Genomic DNA, 20,277 nt, shown 5'->3' with positions numbered 1-20,277 from the left:
GCGTAACCCATTTTACTCCTGACAGGAGGCTGCTGTGTCAGCTGCAACAAACCGGGCTGGTGCTGCGGGCTTCATGGCGTCGGGCCTGGGGCTCGCGCTCTTTTCCTCAGCTGTTTTCGGCTTGTCCGGCTCGTTCGCCAAGTCGCTCCTGGAAACCGGGTGGACCCCCGGCGCGGCAGTTGCCATCCGCTTGAGCGGTGCCTCACTCATCTTGGTGATCCCGGCCGTCGTCGCTCTCCGGGGCCGTTGGCACCAGCTCAAGGACAATTGGCTCACCATCCTGTTGTTCGGCGTGATTGGCGTCGCCGGGTGTCAGCTTTTCTACTTCAACGCGGTATCCAAGCTGTCCGTGGGTGTCGCCCTCCTGCTCGAATATCTCGCGCCAACCATGATCGTCTTGTGGCTCTGGGTCGCGAGCCGACGCCGCCCCCGGGCCCTCACCGCTATTGGAACGCTGCTTTCCCTCGGCGGGCTCGTCCTGGTGCTTGATCTCACCGGCTCTGTGAAGGTGGACTTCATTGGCGTCCTGTGGGGCATGGCCGCAGCCGTCTGCCTGGTCATCTACTTCTTCATCACCGCCAAGCAGAACGACACATTGCCGCCCATCGTGCTGGCCGCAGGCGGTCTCATGGCAGGTTCAATCCTTATCTGGATTGCCGGCGGGACCGGTCTGCTGACCATGACTTTCGCCACCGCGGATACGCAACTCGGGCCGTGGACAACGCCGTGGTGGGTCTCGATCGCCGGCCTCGTCATCCTGTCCACCGTGCTGTCTTACGTCACGGGGATCATGGCTGCCCGAAGCCTTGGTTCCAAGGTGGCTTCCTTTGTCTCGCTCACGGAGGTGTTGTTTGCCGTCGTGTGGGCCTGGCTTCTCCTGGCCGAATTGCCCGGAGCCATCCAGCTCGTGGGCGGGGCACTCATCGTGTGCGGGGTGGTTCTGGTGCGAATCGACGAGCTACGGGCTGACAAGCGCGATGCCGCCGGATTCGGCGAAGACCACACGGCCCTTGAGCTTGACCACGCGAACGACGTCGAGCCGGTTCCCTCGGAGAGGGTGCTCTGAAACAATCTCCGGTGGTCCCGCAGCTACGACTTCAGGACCTTTGTCAGGGCTCAGATATCGCTTCAAGGGGTCCCGGCACGGGAGAGCGGGGCCTAGCATGTTGATATGTGCCGGAACATTCACACCCTCCACAATTTTGAGCCACGAGCCACCTCTGCGGAGGTGGAAGCCGCAGCCCTGCAATACGTGCGCAAGATCAGTGGCACGACGAAGCCCTCGAAGGTCAACGAGGAAGCGTTCGCCGAGGCTGTCCATGAGATCGCGCACATCACCCAGCACCTGCTCGATTCCCTCGTGACCCATGCGCCAGCGCGCAACCGCGACGAGGAGGCGGCAAAAGCCAGGGCCCGGGCAGCCGTTCGTTTCGGAACGGCCTAGCTTCCCCCAAACTGCTAGCTTCCCCCAAACTAACTGGCAGTTGTTGCCGTTTTCACGCCGGATAACGACAACAACTGCGTGGGCCCACGCCGCCAGGGTTCCCTGGCCGAGCTTGCGAGGCGAGGGTGGCGGTGGGGATCAGTTGGGTGGGGCCCACGGTGGCGGTGGGGGCTACTTTGCGAAGGAGCGCAACCGTAGTGAATTCGCGACCACCAGGACCGAGCTCGCAGCCATGGCCGCACCGGCGATCATCGGGTTGAGCAAACCAAGGGCTGCCACCGGGATACCGATGGCGTTGTAGAAGAAGGCCCAGAACAGGTTTGTCTTGATGGTGGTGAGGGTCTTCCGGGACAGCTCGATGGCTTGCACCAGCTGGCCGAGGTCACTGCCCATCACGGTCAGATCCGAGGCCTCGATGGCAACGTCGGTACCCGATCCCATGGCTATGCCAAGGTCGGCTTGCGCCAGCGCAGCGGCGTCGTTGACTCCGTCCCCTGCCATGGCCACAGTGGAACCCTGGGCCTGGAGTTTCCGCACCGCGTCCACCTTGCCTTCCGGCAGGACTCCCGCGAATACGTCTTCCGGGGAGATCCCGACGGCGGTGGCCACTTGGGCGGCGACGGCGGCGTTGTCTCCGGTCAGCAGCAGAGGGCGAATCCCGAGTTCCTTGAGCTTTGCGATGGCTGCCGCCGAACCGGGTTTGACAGTGTCCCTTAGCGACACGATCCCGGCGGGCTCCCCGTCCACAGCAACCCAGATGGCGGTAGCCCCACCAGCTTCCTCAGTGGCCAGGGCCCGGCGCTGTGCATCGTCGGGGAAGATTCCGTTGTCTTCCAGCCAGCCGGTCCTGCCGGCCACGACCGTCCGACGAGCGCCATTCCCTGCTCCGTTCAGCGCAACCGTTCCCCGGACTCCGCCGCCCGGGGCGGAACTGAAGTCCTTCACGGCGGGGAGGGGGCCGGCGTCGGGCATTGCGGACTTGGCTGCGGCGGCAATGGCGTGGGCGATGGGGTGCTCCGACGCTGCCTCGACTGCGCCGGCGAGAGCCAGGACGTCGGCGGGGGAGTGGCCGTTCAAGGCCAGGGTATGTCCGACGGCCAGCTTTCCGCTCGTGACGGTTCCGGTCTTGTCCAACAGGATGGCGTCCACCGTGCGCGTATCTTCAAGCACCTGTGGACCCTTGATGAGGATGCCGAGCTGCGCGCCCCGACCGGTCCCGGTCAAGAGGCCAACGGGTGTCGCGAGCCCAAGCGCACACGGGCAGGCAATCACGAGGACCGCCACAGCAGCAGTGAACGAGGCGTTGAGGTCCCCGCTCAGGGCGAGCCGGAATACGAAGGTAACGACGGCGATAACCAGCACGACCGGAACGAACACGGCGCTGATGCGATCGGCGAGCCGTGCAATCGGGGCTTTGCCCGTCTGCGCTTGGCTGACCAGCCGCCCCATTTGCGCCAGCGTCGTGTCGGAACCGACGCGGGTCGCGCGGACCAACAAACGGCCCGAAGTATTGATCGTGGCGCCCGTGACCTGGCTTCCCGGTCCGACCTCCACCGGCATGGATTCGCCGGTGATCAGCGACGCGTCGACGGCGGATTCACCGCCCGTCACTACGCCGTCAGTAGCGATCTTCTCGCCCGGGCGGACCACGAAGATGTCCCCCGCCACGAGTTGCTCGGCCGGGATCTTGTGCTCGACGCCGTCGCGCAGCACCGTTGCGTCCTTGGCTCCAAGGTTCAGCAGGGCCTTGAGGGCATCGCCGGCCTTCGCTTTGGCGTTGGCCTCGAGATAACGGCCCAGCAGCAGGAACGTGGTGACCACAGCCGCAACTTCGAAGTACAGCCCGCCGCTCACGCCTCCCATGGACTCCATGCCGGGGTGTTCAGTCATCATGGGGTTGGCAACGAGCTGCCACGCAGAGTAGAGGTACGCGGCCAGGACACCAATCGAGACGAGCGTGTCCATGGTCGAGGCGAAATGGCGCGCGTTGATGGCGGCCGCACGATGGAAGGGCCAGGCAGCCCACGTCACCACGGGAAGAGCCAGTGCAGCGGCGACCCAACCCCATTGCGGGAACTGCAGGGCTGGAATCATCGAGATCGCGAAGACCGGGACCGTCAGTATGGCAGCGGCGATCAGTCTCGGCTTTAGCTGCCGGGACGCGGGGCCGTGGTGCATGTGGTCGCCGTGGTCACCGTGGCCGCCTGCCGCGGCGCCACGGGCCGCATGCTCGGCGTGCTCGGTCGTTCCGCCCCACCGGCCCCCTAACCTCGCAAGCTCGGCCAGGGAACCCTGCCGGCGTGGGCCCAGCTTAGACGCACGCTGCCGCATAACACCGGCACCGTCGCTGTGGTCATGTTCCGGCGCGCTATTGCTGCGGTCATGTTCTACAGCGCCGCAGCCACCGGTGCTGCCTTCGGTGCTGGACTCGATCGCGGGGCCGGTATGCGGCAGCGCGCGTCTAAGCGACGAAGGAGCGAGCGCGCCGAGCATGTCGGTTTCGCGATCGTGGGCGTGGGCGATGGACGGGCTGGGCCGGGATTCGCGGATCCAGGCTTTGTAGCCCGTTGCGTTTACGGTGTCCACGATCTGTTGGTCGGTGACGTTGTCCGGGACTTTTACCTGGGCTGATTCGAGGGGGAGGTTGACGGAAGCCTCCACGCCGTCGAGCTTGCCCAGTTTCCGCTCTACGCGGGCCACGCACGATGCGCACGTCATTCCCTCGATGTCGAGTTCGATGATGCGCGTGCCCGTTTGGTGGAGGATGTCGTGATTGCTCACATTGGCCCCTACGCCTCGTTGGCGACTACCAGGTAGCCGGCTTCGGCGACGGCTTCGCCGATTTCGGACGGCGACAATTCCTGGGTTGAGGTGATGGTGACGGTGGAGATTCCGCCGGCATTCAGATCGATCTCGACATTCTCCACTCCCGTCAAGGACTCAATTTCTTCGCTCACTGCGGAAACGCAGTGCCCGCAGGTCATTCCGGAAACGCTGACGTTCGTCTGGATGGTGGCGGTGTGGCCCATGGCGTGCTCCTTGGTAGTGAGTTGAATGGTGTGGTGAGTGCTTGCGGGGTTACCGCAACAGGCGCCCGATGGCATCGGCTGCCTCCTTGACCTTGATGTCGATTTGCTCTGCGCGCACGACGGGATCGGACTCGGAGGCAGCTCCGACGACGCAGTGCCCGATGTGTTCCTCCACGAGCCCGAGGCTCACGGCATGCAGGGCTTTAGTGACAGCCGAGACTTGGGTGAGGATGTCGATGCAATATTTGTCCTCTTCCACCATGCGCGCAATGCCGCGTACCTGGCCCTCGATCCGCTTAAGGCGCCTCAAGTAGGCGTCCTTGTTGGAAGAGTAGCCGTGTTGGGAATGCGCTCCATCCTCAACGTCGATGCCCGGCTGGCCAATGTTCAAATCAACCGGGTTCAAATCTGCGGGGTCCACATCGATCGTGCTCATGCCCCAAAGGTATACCCCCTAGGGGTATAAAATCAAGTACCCCCAGGGGGTATCAGCCATCGTGCGAAAGATCGCCTATTTACAAATTCTCGTTTTGCAATGCAAACCTTTTGCCGCTTGTGCTTCCGCTCACAAAAGTATGTTTGTAAAGTTTCCTTCCATACCCGAAGCGGGGGACCGCCGGGCACTCAACCCTTTTCTCTATGGAGGATCCATTGAAAATCGCACGCTCTGCGGCTGCCTTTGCCCTCGCCGCCCTCGCACTGACGGCCTGCGCCCCGCCCACGTCGAACAACGCCGCGTCATCTTCCGATGAGAAGTCCGGCACCATCCGCGTCTGGCTCTTCTCGGAAGTCAACCAGGACCCCAAATCCGCGGTAGTCAAGGCCGCGGTTTCCGATTTCGAAGCCAGTCACAGCGGCGTCAAGGTCGACGTCCAGTACATTCCCGTCGACAGCCGGGCAGAACGGTTCAAGGCCGCGTTCAACGACCCCTCGAGCGCTCCCGACGTCGCCGAGTTCGGCAACACAGACCTCGCCAGCTACGTTGCATCCGGCGGATTGTCCGACATGACTGCAGACATCAAGGCCTGGGATGAGTCCAAGGACCTGGACAGCAAGATCCTGGCCACCACGGACGTCGGTGGCAAGAACTACGGTGTGCCGTGGTACGTCGGCGTCCGAGCCCTCTACTACCGCGCCGATCTGCTGCAGAAGCTCGGGCTGGGGGCGCCCAAGACTCTTGCCGACGTCGAAACCGTGGCCCGCGCCGTCCGCGCAGCCAACCCGGACATGCTCGGGATTTCGGTTGGTGGAGCTGCGCAGTTCTCCGCTATGCCCTACCTCTGGGCCAACGGTGGCAACATTGCCACGAAGAAGGGTGACACTTTCGTCTCTGGTCTGGATTCGGCCGAATCCCGGGACGGCATCTCGGCTTATGCCCGGCTGCTCAAGAACGACATCTGCCCGCCCCAGACGTGCGCCGAATTCGGCGGAAACGCGAGCGTCCAGCAGTTCATCGCCGGCAAGTCGGCCATGACCATCGGTGGCGACTTCAACTACAAGGCCGTGGCGGCCAGCGCCGTCAAGGACAAGTTCGCGGTGGTTCCGGTTCCGGGCAATACGGCAGGTTCGATCGCCCCTGCATTTGCCGGCGGAAACAACCTGGGCGTCTTCAACAGCAGCAAGCACCACACCCTGGCAGCTGAGTTCGTTGAGCTGTTGGCTGGCAAGAAGTTCCAGCAGAAGATGTTCGACGCCATGGGCAACCTGCCGACATTCAGCGACGTCCAGACGTCTGTTGCGGCGTCCAATCCACAGCTTGACCCCTTCATCAAGACCCTCGCCGCCGGCACCAATTTCGTCCCCGTGACGGAAACCTGGTCCACCATCGACGCCCAGGGCATCTTCACCGGGATGTACCAGAAGATCGTCACGGGTAAAGCTGACGTCAATACGGCTACTGCGGACGCGGCTGCAGCCATGAACAAGGTCTTCGGATCCAAATGACGGGGTTCGTGAGGCACGTCCGATCCACGCCAGGTGGCGCGGCGTGACGGCGCTTGCATCCGCGAAGGCGGGCACAAACGGAGCGAACCGCAAACAGGACCGCAAACAGAACCGCAAGCCGACGACGGCGCGCATGCCCCGCCGTCGTTCGCAGGGCAAGCGCAGCTTGGAACCGTGGTTCTACCTGGCCCCGGCTTTCATTGTCCTGATCGCGCTGCTGGGATACCCGATCTTCCAGCTCATCAACGTTTCCTTGTATGACTACCGCCAGGCCCAAGTCAGTGGCAAGGCACCACTGCAGTTCACGGGCCTGGAGAACTACCAGAAACTGTTCGCCGATCCGGAGTTCTGGTCCGTCCTGGGCAACACAGTGTTGTTCGCGGGCGCCTGCGTTGTCCTGACGCTGCTGGTGGGAACGTCGTTGGCAGTGCTGGCCACACGGCTCCGGCCCTGGGTCCGGACCGCGCTGTTCGTAGTCTCGCTCGGCGCTTGGGCCACACCGGCCGTCACCGGCAGCGCCGTGTGGTTGTTCCTCTTCGACCCCACCTTGGGACTCGTCAACAAGGCACTCGTGTCCGTGGGCTTGACCCAGTTCAACGGCTACTCCTGGACCTACGACAAATGGTCCGCCTTCGGGCTGGTGGCCAGCGAAGTGGTGTGGTGTTCGTTCCCGTTCGTGCTTGTGACGGTCTACGCCGGCATCCAGGCGATCTCCACCGAAGTGATTGAGGCGGCGCGGCTCGACGGTGCTTCCATGCCCCGGATCGCGCGCAGCATCATGCTTCCGATGCTGCGGCCCATCGTGATAGTGGTGACCATCCAGTCCATCATCTGGAATTTCAAGATCTTCTCCCAGATTTACATCATGACCAATGGCGGCGGTATTGCCGGGCAGAACCTCGTGCTGAACGTCTACGGCTACCAGCAGGCCTTCGCGGCCAGCCTTTATGGCCTCGGCTCGGCCCTCGGCGTCATCATGACCGCGCTGCTGATGATCATTACCCTGATCTACCTCCGCATCCTCAAGAGAACGGGAGAAGTCCTGTGACCGCCGTCGACGTTCCACTCCGCAAGAATCGGCCCGCACCGGACGCGCCGCAACAGTTCCGCAAGCGCGGACGACGCCGGTTCGGCGCCGATGCGGCGGCACTCGCCATCGCGCTTCTCGTCGCGTTCCCGCTGTTCTGGATGGTGCTTTCGGCCCTCAAGCCGAAGACGGCGCTCGACGCCGGCGATGCGGCACCGTTCACGCTGGAACCGTCCTTCGATTCCTTCATGCGGGTCTTGTCGGTCAACAACTTCGGCAGGTACTTCCTCAACAGCGTGATCGTGGCGCTCGTGGTCGTCATCGTCTCCACTGTGCTGGCGTTTTTGGCCTCCGTGGCACTGACCCGCTACCAATTCAAGATGCGCACCAAGTTGCTGATCGTGGTGCTGGTTTCCCAGATGGTGCCCGTTGAGGCGCTCACCATTCCGTTGTTCTTCCTGCTGCGCAATGCCGGGGAGGCCGTACCGTTGGTGGGCTTGAACCAGCTCGGCTCCGTGGTGCTGGTCCATGTGGGATTCAGCATTCCGTTCGCGATCTGGATGCTTCGTGGCTTCGTGGCAGCCGTGCCGGTCGAGATCGAAGAGGCAGCGCGCATAGACGGGGCGAGCGGTTTCCGTTTTGTCCGCTCGATCCTCTTCCCGCTCGTGGCGCCCGGAGTGGTGGCATGCTCGGTGTTTTCCTTCATCTCCACGTGGAACGACTTCCTCTTCGCCAAGACATTCATCATTTCCGCCCAGGAGAACCAGACCCTGCCCATGGCATTGTTGACCTTCTTCAAGCCCGACCAGAACGATTGGGGTGCCATCATGGCCGGTTCCGTGATTATGACCATTCCCGTGCTGATCTTCTTCATCGCAGTGCAGCGAAAACTCGTGTCCGGGCTGGCGGGGGCGGTGAAGGGATGAGCGCCGCGGATCTGCTGGTTCCCGTGCCGTACTCGGTGGAGTCGCGTGTCGGTTTCCTGGAACTGGACGCAGCCACCTCTTTGGCCGCCGATCCGGAGCTCAACAGCGCGCGCCGCTGGCTCGCCCAAAACCTCGGAGCGGCCACTGGCTGGGACCTGTTCCCGGCCACCGAAGCCGATGCGGGTATCAGCCTCCTGCTAGACCCGGAGCTCGACGCCGAGGCGTACCGCCTGGAGGTAGGCACCGCCGTCGTGATTCATGCAGGCGGCCCGGCCGGAGCCTTCTACGCCGCGCAGACGCTCCTGCAACTGATGGGACCCGCCGCACTGCGGCAAGCGCCAGTTTCGGAAACGGATGGCGCGTGGTCGGTTCCCAAGGTATCCATCCAGGACGGCCCGCGTTTCGGGTACCGCGGGGCCATGCTGGACGTGGCCCGGCACTTCATGCCCAAGGACAACCTGCTGCGGTTCATCGAGGTGATGGCCATGCACAAGCTCAACGTCCTGCACCTGCACCTCACGGACGACCAAGGCTGGCGGATCCAGGTCAACCGCTACCCGAAACTTACCGAGACCGGGGCATGGCGTCGCGAGTCCTCGCTTGGTTCTTGGCGGGCAGGGGTTTTCGATGGGCTTCCGCACGGCGGGTTCTACAGCCAGGACGATTTACGCGAAGTGGTCGCGTTCGCTGCCGAGCGCCACATCACCGTCATTCCGGAGATCGATGTTCCAGGACACAGCCAGGCCGCCATCGCCGCCTACCCCGAACTGGGAACGGGCGTGGCCAGCGAGGTGTGGCCCCGTTGGGGAATCAATGAGACGGTCCTGGAAGTCTCGGAAACCTCATTGGAGTTCTACCGCAACGTGCTCGATGAAGTGGTGCAGATCTTCCCGTCCCGTTGGATCAGCTTGGGCGGAGACGAGGTCCCTTTGACCCAGTGGCAATCCAGCGCCCAGGCACAAGCCAAAGCCGCCGAACTCGGATTGCCCGACGTTTCGGGACTGCACAGCTGGTTTGTCGGGCAGTTGGCGAAGCACCTTGACGGGCATGGGCGTGCTACCTCCGTGTGGGACGAAATCGGCGACGGCGAGCTGCCGGATGGTGCATTGGTGGCCTCCTGGCGAGGCTACGAAGGCGGTATGAGCGCGCTCAAAAGCGGTTATGACGTGGTCATGTGCCCTGAGCACAAGCTGTACCTTGACCACCGGCAGGCCGACGGCGACGGCGAACCCGTGCCCGTGGGTTTTGTCACCAGCCTGCAGGATGTCTACGGCTTCGAACCGCTGCCCGCGGGTGCGGATGAGGCCTTCCCGGGCAGGCTCCTCGGCGCGCAGGCCAACATCTGGACGGAACACCTGGATTCCCCGCGACGGGTCCACTTCGCCGCGTTTCCGCGGTTGAGCGCCGTGGCGGAGGTGCTCTGGTCCCAGCCGGAGAACCGGGACTACGATGGTTTCCTGGCCAGGCTCGAAGGCGCGCATCTGGAACGCCTGGAGGCCATGGGAGTGGAATACCGGCCGCTGTCCGGACCGCATCCCTGGCAGTTGAGGCCTGGAGTGGTTGGCTGGAAACGCGATTACGACGCCGAGCAGCGCATCGCCGCTGGATAGGACACACGTGGGTACTGAAGGCACGGAGGCCCGGAACTCCTCGGCTTCGCTGCGGAAGGCGCTGGCTTTGCTGGCGGTGGTGGCGGAGCATCCGGTGAGCGCGGACGGACTCGCCTTGGTGGAGCTGACCAAGCTCTCCGGGCTCAACAAGAGCACGGTTCTGAGGTTGGCCGCGCCCTTGTTGGACGAAAACCTGCTGGAACGCGACGCCGAGAGCGGCCGCTTCCGGCTGGGCCATGGTTGCCTGCGTTTGGGACAGTCATACCTGGACCGGCTCGATTTGCGCAGCGTCGCGAATGCCGAGCTCAGAGTGCTGATGAGGGCTACGGAAAGCACCTGCCACTTGGTGGTCCTGTCCGGCCATGATGTGGTCTACCTCGACAAAGTTGAAGACGAGGCAACAGTCCGTATGGCATCGCGCGTTGGGGCGACCATGCCGGCGTACTGCACCGCGGTTGGCAAAGCCATGTTGGCCTTCAGCCCGGAGGAAGTGGTGGCGCCTATCCTGGCCGGCGATTTGGTGCCCATCACCGACAGGACCATCACGGATCCCGAGCAGTTGCGGGCTGAATTCGCCGCGATCCGTCGCCGAGGCTATGCGATCGACGACCGTGAAAACGAACCCGAGGTCCGGTGCGTCGCTGCCCCGATCTTCGGCCACGACGATCACGTGGTTGCCGCCCTCAGCGTCTCATCGTTGTCGTCCCGGATGACCGCCAAACGCGTCCGTGAAGTAGGTCCCATGGCCGCCGAAACCAGTTTGCGCATCTCGGCCAAGCTGGGATCGCGACGTGCCAACGCCAAACTCGCGAAGCTGGCTTAGGAGGGCAGATGGAAAAGCCAAAGAACGACGCCGGTGCTGCGGTTGGGGCGGACGGTGCCGCAGGCGCTTACTTCCGTGCGAAGCTGCAGTTCGAGATCGACGTCATGGACGTTGCCGATGCGGCTCCCGGCAGTTTCGTGCTCGTGGATACACGCAGGCAGTCTTCGTGGGACCACGGTCACATCCCCGGTGCCGTGCACCTTCCGACCGCCGGGATACCCGCCCGGGCAGCCGCACTGATCCCGGCCGGGACCGCAGTGGTGGTCTATTCCTGGGGACCTGGTTGCAATGGAAGCACCTTCGCGGCCCTGGCCTTCGCCGAGCTCGGGTACCCGGTGCGGGAGATGATCGGTGGCATCGAGTATTGGGCGCGGAACGGGCTTCCTGTGGAGACAGCTACGGGTGTTGTCGTTCGGGACTTCGATGGCCTGGTGACGGCGCACCAGCCCGGGGGATAGCAGCCACCGCTACCCCCATCCCGCCCAGTCCTCCGGTCTGAGCGAGGGCCGGCCGAGAAGGTAACCTTGGGCCGCGGTCATCCCGAGCTTGGTGACCGCAGCCAGCTCGGCCTCGGTCTCGATCCCTTCGGCTACCAGGGCGGCTCCGATTTCGGAGGAAAAACCGACCATCGCAGCTCCCAGGGCCCGCTGTCCCGGATCTGTGTCGATGCCGGCGATGATCTCGCGATCGAGTTTGATGAGGTCCGGCTTGAGTTGCAGGATGTGGCGCATGGAAGCAAAGCCGGCGCCGGCGTCGTCGACGGCTATTCTCAGGCCGGCGCGCCGCAACGGCGCCAGCGCTTCGGCGAGCGGTTCATAGTTGGCGACCTCATGGCGTTCGGTGACCTCGAGCACGACGCGTCGTGGAGGGATGGTCGACTCGACAATCGCGGCTGCCAGCCGAGGGTCAAGGCACGCGCGCGGTGAGAGGTTTGCCGCGATGTACAGTTCCGGCGGGAGCCCCGCAGCGGTGGTCAGCGCGGTCCGGAGAGCAAGGATCTCGAGCTCGATATCCAGGCCGACCGAGGCGGCCTCCATGAAACGCACCTCCGGGGACAACTCCTGGGAGCCGCTGAACCGTGTCAACGATTCCACTCCAACTACGTTGCCGGTTTCCAGGCACCGGATCGGCTGGAATGCTGTGATGAGTGAGCCGTCATTGAGCAATGCCTGGATGCGGACGGTGACTTCCGCACGCGAACGTGCTGTCTCTGGATTCAAGACGCGGCAGGTGCCCTCGAAACCGCAGTCCCTGCCCTCCCTGTCGCGGATCGGCCTTCCGGCAACATCAATCAAGACGCGGCTGCCGTCCCGGTGGCGGCACACGGTGACCACCCGTGACCACGAGGAGTCACCGCTTTCCCTGGCTTTCCAGTCCACCCGTGCGTCTGCCAGGTCCCCGGGGTCGATGACGCGGGTGATGTGCCTCCCCAGCAGCTCGGAAGGTTCGTACCCCGTGATGTCCTTGCAAGCCGGGCTGCAGAACGTAAATCGCCCATCGGGCCCCGTGGCCCACAGCCAGTCCAGGCTTGTATGCAGCACGGTGTCCATCAAGCGCGACGTCCGGAACGCCTGGCTTCGTTCCCGCTGCTGCTGCCGCATGAGACGCCACGCCGCCAGCACCATCAGGGGCACGATCAGCAATGCCAGAAGAGCCGGGAACCCGGTCATTTCATCGATGCCGCCCCACAGCGGAAACCCGAAAGCCAATGGCAGGCGGATAGACAAGGCGACTGCAGCCTCGATGAATACGACAACCAGCAGCAACCATCCGGTAGAAACCGACGCCAGCCGGTTTGCTGGGCGTCCGTCCCGGGAAGACGCCCTCTTAAGCCTGGGAACGCGCATAAAGGGCATCACCCAATAGTGCCACCAAGCCGGGCTCGGGGGATTACGCCGTAACCGCCAGCGCGTCGATTTCCACGAGCATGACTTCGTGCGGGAGGTCGACGAACACCGTGGTGCGGCTGGGCAGTTGGCCACTGGGGACGTTCTCGGTGATGAATTCGCCGTAGACCTCGTTCATGGCGGCGAAGTCGTCGCGGGTAGTGAGGTAGACGCGGAACATGATGACATCTTCTACCGAAGAACCGCCGGCTTCGAGGATCGCCTTCACGTTCTCCAGTGTGCGGCGGGTCTGGACGCGGACGTCGCCCTCGCCGATGTACTGGTTGGTGGCGGGATCCATGGGGCCCTGGCCGGATACCTGGAACAGGCCGCCCTTCTGGATGCCTTGGGAGAATACGTGCGCCGGGGCCGGAGCATTTTCGGTCAGTACTACAGTCTTTTCACTCATGCCGAGTTCCTTTCGTGGCTGATCCAGCCGAGGTCGCGGGAGATGGCCTCGGTGCTGGCTTTGAGGTCGGGCAGCAGCTCAAGCAGTCCTTCATAGCTGAGCATCACCACCGGTACCGAACAAGAGGCTGCGGCCACGACGGCGCCACTCGCGTCGCGAATTGGGGTCGCGATGCAGTGCACGAAGGATTCGTGCTCGGCGTTGTCGTGGGCCCAGCCCTGGATCCTGACCTGCTCCAGTTCGGCCAAAAGGGCCTGCGGCGAGGTCAGGGTGGTGTCGGTAATTCTTGTGTAGTCGAGTCCCGCCGCGATCTTTTCCTGCCGGCTGCGTGGCATGTCGGCAAGCAGGACTTTTGCGACGGCAGCCGAATGCAGGGACGCGGTCAGGCCGATCCGGGAGTACATCCGCACGGGATGGTGCGACTCGAATTTGTCGATGTACACCACGTCGTTTCCCTCGAACGCGGCAAGGTGCACGGTGTGCCCGGTCTTTCCGTTCAGTTCGGCCAAGTACGGGTGCGCCACTTTGCGGATGTCGCGCTGTTCCAGGGCGAGCGAGGACAGCTCGAACAGCTTGGAGCCAAGCATGAACCGCTGGTCCTCATCGCGGACAACGAATCGCTTTTCCTCCATCGCGTGCAGGAGGCGCATCACGGTGGTCTTGTGCACCGAAGCCTTGGAGGCAAGCTCATCCAGGGTGGCCGGTTTGGAAGCAAGCTCGGCGAGCAGGTCGATGGCCCGCATCAGGCTTTGACTCATAGTGCTGTTCTCCGATCTTGGGGGCTCCGATTCTGGCTGCTGAAGTGTCCCCCGGCAACGTGGATCCCGGCCCACTCGGCGTCTGTGGAATCGAGGATGGCCGAAAGCAGCGCTGAGCCGGGAAGGGGGCCGCGATCGCCATGCACGGTGAGGGTGCAGGCTGCGGCGACGTGACCGCGGCGGAGGCTCGCCTTCTGCTCGAGGCCGAACAGCACGCCGCTCAGGTAGCCGGCAGCGAAGGAATCACCCGCGCCCACCGGCTCAAGCACGTCCACGGACAATGCCGACACCTCGGACCGCGTCCCGTCCCGTTCCAGCGCGATGGCGCTGATGGCCTCGTTCTTGATGACGACGACGGCGGGATCCGGCATGAGACGCCGTAGTTCAGTCTCGTCCGTGGTGCCGAAGGCGTGCTCGGCCTCGTCCTTGCCCACCAGCACGATGTCGGCAAGGTTGGCAAGACGGCGCAGCACGGAACGGTCCTGTCCGGCCCAGAGTGCCGCCCGCCAATTGACGTCGAAGCTGATGATGCGGCCCTGCCTCGGTGCGGCGAGGATGGCCTCGGTCAGCTCGAGGCATTCCGCTGAGAGCGCCGCTGTGATGCCGCTCAGGTGGATGAGCGATGCTTCGTTAAGCAAACGCTCGACGGCGGGATTCGCCAAGGTGCCCAGGCCCATGGCCGACGCGGCGGAACCCTGCCGATAATACAAAACTGAACTGCCGCCGTCGGGATCTGATTCCTGGGCTGGGACCTTGACGTAAAGCCCGGTGGGCCGTACGGGATCAACCTCGACGCCGGAAATGCCTACTCCGTGGCCGCTGAGCTCCTCCAGGATCCGGGTGCCGAATCCATCCCGGCCCACCCGGCCTACCCAGTGGGAGTCCAGGCCCATGGCGGCCAGGCCCATGGCAACGTTCGATTCCGCGCCGCCGATGCCGCAGTGCAGCTCCGTGGCTTGGTGCAGCGGGACGGGCTTCACCGGAGTGAGCATGGCCATCGTCTCGCCCACACATACAGCTGAAAGCATGAAACTCCCGCGCTCCCTCTGCCGCGTCCAGCGGCACTCGACACCCCAATGAAGAAGGGATTTCCGTGGCCTGATCAGGGGGTGCCGGGCCATGCCGCGGCCTTGACTCCCAATCCTGCACCATGTTAGACATATCACCAACAGCTTTGCAACCTGCGTTGCAAAATACGCAACGCAAGGAAATTGCGAGCAGAATGCGCACAGTGAATCGCGCACCGTGAAGGGATCGAACTGGTGAACACTTCCACGTCCGGGGCCGGAGCAGAGGCCGGGGCAATTGCGACCGACGCCGTGGCCCGCCTGGCAGATGTCCGGCTCGACTGGCGGCACAAAGCCGTGCCCGCCACAGCCAACGGCACCAGCCACCGCGAGTTCCTCTCCACAACCCCGAAACTCAAGGACCTCCAGACACCGTTGTTGACGCTTGATGCCGGGGCGATGCGCGGCAATGCCGATCGGCTGGCTTCGTGGTGCGCGGAGCATGGCGTCTTGCTGGCTCCGCATGGAAAGACCACCATGGCGCCAAAGCTCTGGGCCGAACAGCTGAGCCGCGGCGCCTGGGGGATCACCGTAGCGAACTTCGCCCAGCTCCGCGTGGCCCGCGAATTCGGCGTGCGGCGCCTACAACTGGCCAACAGCCTGAGCGATCCGCACGCGATCGAATGGGTCGCCAAGACCGCAAATCCGGACCGGCCGATCCTGTCCTGGGTGGACTCCGCCGTCACCGTGGAGGTCATTGGCCGCACCTTGGAAGCTGCTGGAAGCAATGCCGTCCTGGATGTCCTTGTTGAGCTTGGCGGGACCGGCGGCCGCACCGGCGCACGAGGCGTGGCGGCTGCACTCGACGTCGCGCGCGCCATCTCTGCCTCCCCGCACCTGCGGCTGGTGGGGGTGAGCGGCTACGAAGGATCGCTGGCCCACACGGCAGACGCCGACAGTCTCGCCGCCGTCCGCGGGTTCTTGGGCCAGATGGGTGAGCTGCATCAGCGGCTCCTCGAGGAAGGTCTCTACGGGGCCGACGCCGTCATCCTCACGGCAGGCGGCAGCGCCTACTTCGACGACGTCGTCGACGTCCTTTCGCCGCACGTCACCGCTGGCTCCGAGGCGGGCACCCGGGTGGAACTCATGATCCGCAGCGGGGCCTACATCATCCACGACGATGGCTTCTACCGCGGCATCTCGCCGTTTTCCCGCGACGGCGGCCAGCCGTTCAGGGCAGCTATGCACGGCTGGGCGCGCGTCGTGTCCCAGCCCGAGCCCGGCCTCGCCATCCTCGACGCCGGCAAGCGGGACTTGCCCGTTGACGAAGGCCTGCCACGTCCGCAGCTGATCGGGCCTGACCTCGGCAGTCCCATGCTGCCCCTCGCCGGTGCCGAGATCACTGCCGTCAACGACCAGCACTGCTTCATGACGTTCGACGCCGGCACCACCACTGTGCGGCCCGGAGACGTCGTGCGACTGGGGCTTTCGCATCCGTGCACGGCCTTCGACAAGTGGACGCTCATCCCAGTGCTGGCGGATACCGACGGCGACCAAACCGTCGTCGACCTCATCCATACCTTCTTCTAGGACACACGCCATGAAGACTCTCATCAGCAACGCCATCCTGGTGGACGGAACCGGGGCGGACCGCCGTCCCGCGGACGTCCTGCTGGACGGCGGAGTGATCGCCGTCGTCGCCGACGCCGGATCCCTCACCGCAAGCGGAACCGGCGCCGAGCGGACCATCGATGCCACGGGACTCGTCCTGAGCCCCGGATTCATCGACATGCACGCTCATTCGGACCTGCAGTTGCTGGTCAACAAGGACCACTACGCCAAGCTCAGCCAGGGCGTCACCACCGAACTTCTGGGCCAGGACGGGCTGTCCTACGCTCCGGTGGACGACGCCACCCTGACCGGGGTCCGCGAGAAGATCGCCGGTTGGAACGACAACCCGCAGGATTTCGACTGGAATTGGCGGACGGTAGGTGAGTACCTGGAGCGCCTCGACGCGGAAGAAGACGGGGGCCGGATCGCCACCAACGCCGCCTACCTCGTGCCACAGGGAACCGTACGGGCCCTCGTGATGGGCTTCGCCAAAGGGGACCCGACGCCGGAGCAGCAGGAGCGGATGCAGGACCTGGTCCGCACCGCCATGGAGGAAGGCGCCGTGGGGATGTCCTCCGGGCTGACCTACACCCCCGGCATGTACGCCGGCACCGAGGAACTGGCGGGACTTTGCCGCACGGTGGGGGAGCTGGGTGGTTTCTACGCCCCGCACCACCGCTCCTACGGAAAGGGCTCGCTCGGCGCCTACGCTGAGATGATCGGACTGAGCCGGGACACCGGCTGCGCGCTGCACCTTTCCCACGCCACCATGAACTTCGCCGAAAACAAGGGCCGGGCGGGCGAGTTGCTTGAGCTCATCGATGCAGCGCTCGACGACGGCGCCGACATCACGCTCGACACCTACCCTTACCTCCCCGGCGCCACCACGCTCGCGGCCATTTTGCCTAGCTGGTCATCCTCCGGCGGCACCGAGGCCACACTCGCGCGCTTGGCCGACCCGGCCACGCTGGCGAGAATCCGCGAAAGCGTGGAGATTTACGGCTCCGACGGGTGCCACGGCGTCGTCGCCGAGTGGGACACCCTGGAGGTCAGCGGCGTCCAGAACCCGGCGCTCGCCGGCCATGTGGGCAAGACCATCGCCGCAATCGCCGCCGAAACCAACGCAGAGCCGTTCGACGTGTTCGCACAGATCCTCCAGGCGGACCGCCTGGGCACCGGGATCCTGCAGCACGTTGGCCACGAGGAAAACGTGCAGGCCATCATGGTCCACCGTACGCACACCGGCGGCAGCGACGGCCTCTTGGTCGGAGCCAAGCCGCACCCGCGTGCCTGGGGAACATTCCCCCGCTATTTGGGCCACTACAGCCGCGACTTGGGCTTGCTGACGCTGGAAGATATGGTCCACCACTTGAGCGGCCGCCCCGCCGAGCGGCTCAAGCTCGATCGCCGCGGGCTGGTCCGCGAAGGCTACGCGGCCGACGTCGTCCTCTTCGAACCGCGCACCGTCCGTGACGAAGCCACCTTTGAAAACCCCCGCAAGCCAGCCACTGGCATCCATTACGTGTTCGTCAACGGGACGGCAGCGATCGACGGCGGGAAGCCCACCGGGGCCCGTGCCGGCCGCGCCCTGCGCCGCAGCCCCGACGGACGCACCCGAGCAGGAAGTACGGAAATCGCATGACTCCTGAAGAATTCGTCGAACAGCTTGAAGCCGACCGCACCCTCGCCGTCGTCCGTGCGCCGTTTATCCCCGACGCCGCCGAGCTGTGCCGCGCACTGGCCGACGGCGGCATCCGCAGCGTCGAATTGACGTTCACCACCCCGGACGTGCTGAAGTATGTGCGTCGGGCGGCGGACACCGCCGCGCAGCACGGCGCCGCCGTCGGAATCGGTACCGTGATGACGGCCGAGCAGGCAAGGGCAGCAATCGACGCCGGTGCCCAGTTCCTGGTGACGCCCGGCCTTCGCCCCGAGGTTGCGGCGGTGGCCGTCGCAGCCGGCGTTCCCTTCAGTTTGGGCGCCATGACACCCACCGAGGTGGCGCAGGCCCTTGACCTCGGTTCCGCCGCAGTCAAGATCTTCCCGGCCAGGCAGCTCGGCCCGGCCTACCTCAAGGATCTTCAGGGTCCCTACCCTGGCATCCGGCTTCTGCCCTCCGGCGGGATCGACGCCTCGAACGCCAAGAGCTACCTCGACGCCGGGGCCGCAGCGGTCTGCTGTGGAACCAGCGTGGTCCCTCCGTCCGCCGTGGCCGCAGGCGACTGGGCTGACATTTCGGCCAGGGCCGCCGCCTTCACCGCCACCCTCGCGTAGGAATCCCAAGAAAGTAACCTCCATGAATGAATTCCTGAACTGGCTACGGCACGATACGGCCGGCCTGCTTCTCCTGGCAGGTGCCGGCATTGCCCTCCTGTTGTTTCTGATCATCAAAGTCAAGGTAGAACCGTTCATTGCCTTGGTGGGTACCAGCGTGCTCGTCGCGCTGGCGGGCGGCGTGAGCATCGATGCCCTTGTAGGCTCGCCCATCAAGAGCGGGGACGCCCTTATCGAGAAGGGCTTCGCCGGGATCCTCGGACACATCACCCTGATCATCGGCCTGGGCACCGTCCTGGGCGCCATCCTGGAACGATCCGGCGGCGCGGAGGTCCTGCTGGGCAGGCTCGTGAAGATCTTCGGCGAAAAGGGAACGCCGCTGGCCATGGGCGTCACCGGGTTTGTCCTCGGCATTCCGGTCTTCTTCGACATCGGCATTTTCGTGCTCGCACCCCTCGTCTACGTGGCGGCGGTGCGCGGCGGGAAATCCCTCATTTTGTACGCCTTGCCGCTTCTCGCCGGCCTCTCCGTGACCCACGCCTTCCTGCCGCCGCACCCAGGTCCCGTAGCCGCGGCCGGACTGTTCCACGTTGAACTGGGGTGGATCATCATCATGGGTCTGGCCTGCGGCATCCCTGCCTGGTTCGCTTCCGGCATTCTCTGGGGCCAGTGGATCGGCAAGCGCGTGCAAGTTGCCGTTCCGGAGGACCGCGTGATCCCGGAGGCGGAGGAAGCCGTGGGCCACGAGCCGCCCATGAGCGTCGTTGCCCTTGCCATCGGCCTGCCGATGCTCCTGATCCTTGGCGCCACTTTCGGCAACGTCTTCCTCCCCGCGGGCGGATTCCGGGATGCGCTCGTGTTCTTCGGCAACCCGGCCATTGCGCTCACGGTCGCCGTCGCACTGTCGATGTGGCTCCTGGGCACGCGTCGAGGCATGAGCGCCAAGGACCTCTCCGAACTGAGCTCGGCCTCGCTGAAGCCGGTCGGCATGATCCTGCTTGTTGTTGGAGCCGGTGCATTCTTCGGCGCGGTGCTCTCGGCAACCGGGGTGGGCAACGCCGTGGCGGACACCTTGGCCAAGGCCGGGCTTCCTGTCATTGTGTCCGCTTACGTGATCGCCTGCGGTATGCGCCTCGCCCAGGGCTCGGCCACGGTCGCGATCGTGACCACCGGCGGCATCCTGGCCCCGGCGCTCACGGCCGGACACTATTCGCAGCCGCAATTGGCCCTGATCGTCATGGCCATCTCTTCCGGCTCCATCATCGCCAGCCACGTGAACGACGGCGGATTCTGGATCATCTCCAAGTACTTCAACATGTCAGTCAAGGACACCCTGAAGACGTGGACGGTGCTGGAGACAGTGCTCTCGGTAGTGGGCTTCGGTATGGCGGCCCTGCTGTACCAGTTCGTCTAGGAGCTGAGCGACACGGAAAATCCCTGGCGCCTCCGGAATTCCGTGGGCGCCAGGGATTTTGCGTGTCGCGAGGCTTAAACAAAGAGCTCCGGAGTGCGTTATTGGGGGATACGCA

19 protein-coding genes are annotated in these 20,277 nt (G+C 64.5%); 12 read left to right on the top strand and 7 right to left on the bottom strand.

Annotated features, from left to right (window positions below):
- Positions 1 to 34 precede the first annotated feature (34 nt).
- Both ACFVTG_RS14265 and ACFVTG_RS14260 read left to right on the top strand, forming a co-directional pair.
- A complete protein-coding gene (locus tag ACFVTG_RS14265; protein ID WP_284751058.1) occupies positions 35 to 1,066 on the top strand; it encodes a DMT family transporter in 1,032 nt (343 codons plus the stop codon).
- Positions 1,067 to 1,171: 105 nt separating this feature from the next.
- The gene (locus tag ACFVTG_RS14260; RefSeq protein ID WP_234752874.1) at positions 1,172 to 1,444 is read left to right on the top strand and encodes a DUF2277 domain-containing protein; all 273 of its coding nucleotides are present in this window, start codon (positions 1,172 to 1,174) and stop codon (positions 1,442 to 1,444) included.
- A gap of 171 nt (positions 1,445 to 1,615) precedes the next feature.
- Here the strand turns inward: ACFVTG_RS14260 and ACFVTG_RS14255 are convergent, their stop codons facing one another.
- From ACFVTG_RS14255 to ACFVTG_RS14245, 3 genes are read right to left on the bottom strand one after another with little or no spacing between them, the layout of a single operon-like run.
- Complete coding sequence (locus ACFVTG_RS14255) at positions 1,616 to 4,225, bottom strand: heavy metal translocating P-type ATPase (protein ID WP_390281407.1); 2,610 nt, start codon at positions 4,223 to 4,225, stop codon at positions 1,616 to 1,618.
- Positions 4,226 to 4,233: 8 nt separating this feature from the next.
- Positions 4,234 to 4,473, bottom strand: coding sequence for a heavy-metal-associated domain-containing protein (locus ACFVTG_RS14250; RefSeq protein ID WP_390281405.1), 240 nt, complete (start codon positions 4,471 to 4,473; stop codon positions 4,234 to 4,236).
- Positions 4,474 to 4,522: 49 nt separating this feature from the next.
- Positions 4,523 to 4,909, bottom strand: a complete 387-nt coding sequence (locus ACFVTG_RS14245) for a metal-sensitive transcriptional regulator (RefSeq protein WP_284751061.1) — start codon at positions 4,907 to 4,909, stop codon at positions 4,523 to 4,525.
- Between the two features lie 215 nt (positions 4,910 to 5,124).
- Here ACFVTG_RS14245 and ACFVTG_RS14240 point away from each other — a divergent pair, with 215 nt between their 5' ends.
- Genes ACFVTG_RS14240 through ACFVTG_RS14215 form a run of 6 tightly spaced genes read left to right on the top strand, consistent with a single transcriptional unit; the run spans position 5,125 to position 11,261 of the window.
- Positions 5,125 to 6,417 carry an extracellular solute-binding protein gene (locus ACFVTG_RS14240; protein WP_390281402.1) on the top strand — a complete coding sequence of 431 codons (1,293 nt, stop codon included), beginning with the start codon at positions 5,125 to 5,127 and terminating at the stop codon, positions 6,415 to 6,417.
- Between the two features lie 43 nt (positions 6,418 to 6,460).
- Positions 6,461 to 7,465: a carbohydrate ABC transporter permease gene (locus ACFVTG_RS14235; protein ID WP_390281400.1), complete on the top strand. Its 1,005-nt coding sequence runs from the start codon at positions 6,461 to 6,463 to the stop codon at positions 7,463 to 7,465.
- On the top strand, positions 7,462 to 8,370 hold the full coding sequence (locus tag ACFVTG_RS14230; RefSeq protein ID WP_390281398.1) for a carbohydrate ABC transporter permease: 909 nt from the start codon (positions 7,462 to 7,464) through the stop codon (positions 8,368 to 8,370). Before ACFVTG_RS14235 ends, ACFVTG_RS14230 begins: the two co-directional genes overlap by 4 nt.
- Positions 8,367 to 9,980 (top strand): beta-N-acetylhexosaminidase, encoded by a 1,614-nt coding sequence (locus ACFVTG_RS14225; RefSeq protein ID WP_390281395.1) that lies wholly within the window; start codon positions 8,367 to 8,369, stop codon positions 9,978 to 9,980. The genes ACFVTG_RS14230 and ACFVTG_RS14225 overlap by 4 nt, the downstream gene beginning before the upstream one ends.
- A 7-nt stretch (positions 9,981 to 9,987) precedes the next feature.
- Entirely contained in the window at positions 9,988 to 10,803 is an 816-nt protein-coding gene (locus ACFVTG_RS14220) for an IclR family transcriptional regulator (protein ID WP_390281393.1), read from the top strand.
- Positions 10,804 to 10,811: 8 nt separating this feature from the next.
- Complete coding sequence (locus ACFVTG_RS14215) at positions 10,812 to 11,261, top strand: rhodanese-like domain-containing protein (protein ID WP_390281391.1); 450 nt, start codon at positions 10,812 to 10,814, stop codon at positions 11,259 to 11,261.
- Between the two features lie 9 nt (positions 11,262 to 11,270).
- Here the strand turns inward: ACFVTG_RS14215 and ACFVTG_RS14210 are convergent, their stop codons facing one another.
- From ACFVTG_RS14210 to ACFVTG_RS14195, 4 genes are read right to left on the bottom strand one after another with little or no spacing between them, the layout of a single operon-like run.
- A complete protein-coding gene (locus ACFVTG_RS14210; protein ID WP_390281389.1) occupies positions 11,271 to 12,659 on the bottom strand; it encodes an EAL domain-containing protein in 1,389 nt (462 codons plus the stop codon).
- Positions 12,660 to 12,693: 34 nt separating this feature from the next.
- The gene (locus ACFVTG_RS14205) at positions 12,694 to 13,098 is read right to left on the bottom strand and encodes a RidA family protein (RefSeq protein ID WP_059388814.1); all 405 of its coding nucleotides are present in this window, start codon (positions 13,096 to 13,098) and stop codon (positions 12,694 to 12,696) included.
- Positions 13,095 to 13,856, bottom strand: a complete 762-nt coding sequence (locus ACFVTG_RS14200; protein ID WP_284751069.1) for an IclR family transcriptional regulator — start codon at positions 13,854 to 13,856, stop codon at positions 13,095 to 13,097. Before ACFVTG_RS14200 ends, ACFVTG_RS14205 begins: the two co-directional genes overlap by 4 nt.
- Positions 13,853 to 14,884: a sugar kinase gene (locus ACFVTG_RS14195; RefSeq protein ID WP_390281386.1), complete on the bottom strand. Its 1,032-nt coding sequence runs from the start codon at positions 14,882 to 14,884 to the stop codon at positions 13,853 to 13,855. The genes ACFVTG_RS14200 and ACFVTG_RS14195 overlap by 4 nt, the downstream gene beginning before the upstream one ends.
- Positions 14,885 to 15,118: 234 nt before the next feature.
- On the opposite strand from ACFVTG_RS14195, the gene ACFVTG_RS14190 reads away from it, so the two are divergent.
- The 4 genes from ACFVTG_RS14190 to ACFVTG_RS14175 are packed head-to-tail and all read left to right on the top strand — an operon-like array spanning position 15,119 to position 20,162.
- Positions 15,119 to 16,453: an amino acid deaminase gene (locus ACFVTG_RS14190; RefSeq protein WP_390281384.1), complete on the top strand. Its 1,335-nt coding sequence runs from the start codon at positions 15,119 to 15,121 to the stop codon at positions 16,451 to 16,453.
- A gap of 10 nt (positions 16,454 to 16,463) precedes the next feature.
- The gene (locus ACFVTG_RS14185) at positions 16,464 to 18,116 is read left to right on the top strand and encodes an amidohydrolase family protein (RefSeq protein WP_390281381.1); all 1,653 of its coding nucleotides are present in this window, start codon (positions 16,464 to 16,466) and stop codon (positions 18,114 to 18,116) included.
- The gene (locus ACFVTG_RS14180) at positions 18,113 to 18,748 is read left to right on the top strand and encodes a bifunctional 4-hydroxy-2-oxoglutarate aldolase/2-dehydro-3-deoxy-phosphogluconate aldolase (RefSeq protein WP_390281379.1); all 636 of its coding nucleotides are present in this window, start codon (positions 18,113 to 18,115) and stop codon (positions 18,746 to 18,748) included. The genes ACFVTG_RS14185 and ACFVTG_RS14180 overlap by 4 nt, the downstream gene beginning before the upstream one ends.
- A 22-nt stretch (positions 18,749 to 18,770) precedes the next feature.
- A complete protein-coding gene (locus ACFVTG_RS14175) occupies positions 18,771 to 20,162 on the top strand; it encodes a GntP family permease (RefSeq protein ID WP_284751074.1) in 1,392 nt (463 codons plus the stop codon).
- Positions 20,163 to 20,277 lie beyond the last annotated feature (115 nt).

Source organism: Arthrobacter sp. NPDC058127 (genome assembly GCF_042884555.1).
Classification (GTDB): domain Bacteria; phylum Actinomycetota; class Actinomycetes; order Actinomycetales; family Micrococcaceae; genus Arthrobacter.
Note: the sequence above shows the minus strand (reverse complement) of the source record. Positions and strands in the feature narration are given on the sequence as shown.

What these genes read in the sequence shown, in the direction of transcription:
- ACFVTG_RS14185 (WP_390281381.1), top strand. Translation starts at nt 16,464, where the DNA reads ATGAAGACTCTCATCAGCAACGCCATCCTGGTGGACGGAACCGGGGCG.
- ACFVTG_RS14250 (WP_390281405.1), bottom strand. Translation starts at nt 4,473, where the DNA reads ATGGGCCACACCGCCACCATCCAGACGAACGTCAGCGTTTCCGGAATG.
- ACFVTG_RS14215 (WP_390281391.1), top strand. Translation starts at nt 10,812, where the DNA reads ATGGAAAAGCCAAAGAACGACGCCGGTGCTGCGGTTGGGGCGGACGGT.
- ACFVTG_RS14260 (WP_234752874.1), top strand. Translation starts at nt 1,172, where the DNA reads ATGTGCCGGAACATTCACACCCTCCACAATTTTGAGCCACGAGCCACC.
- ACFVTG_RS14195 (WP_390281386.1), bottom strand. Translation starts at nt 14,884, where the DNA reads ATGCTTTCAGCTGTATGTGTGGGCGAGACGATGGCCATGCTCACTCCG.
- ACFVTG_RS14205 (WP_059388814.1), bottom strand. Translation starts at nt 13,098, where the DNA reads ATGAGTGAAAAGACTGTAGTACTGACCGAAAATGCTCCGGCCCCGGCG.
- ACFVTG_RS14180 (WP_390281379.1), top strand. Translation starts at nt 18,113, where the DNA reads ATGACTCCTGAAGAATTCGTCGAACAGCTTGAAGCCGACCGCACCCTC.
- ACFVTG_RS14200 (WP_284751069.1), bottom strand. Translation starts at nt 13,856, where the DNA reads ATGAGTCAAAGCCTGATGCGGGCCATCGACCTGCTCGCCGAGCTTGCT.
- ACFVTG_RS14210 (WP_390281389.1), bottom strand. Translation starts at nt 12,659, where the DNA reads ATGCCCTTTATGCGCGTTCCCAGGCTTAAGAGGGCGTCTTCCCGGGAC.
- ACFVTG_RS14225 (WP_390281395.1), top strand. Translation starts at nt 8,367, where the DNA reads ATGAGCGCCGCGGATCTGCTGGTTCCCGTGCCGTACTCGGTGGAGTCG.
- ACFVTG_RS14245 (WP_284751061.1), bottom strand. Translation starts at nt 4,909, where the DNA reads ATGAGCACGATCGATGTGGACCCCGCAGATTTGAACCCGGTTGATTTG.
- ACFVTG_RS14175 (WP_284751074.1), top strand. Translation starts at nt 18,771, where the DNA reads ATGAATGAATTCCTGAACTGGCTACGGCACGATACGGCCGGCCTGCTT.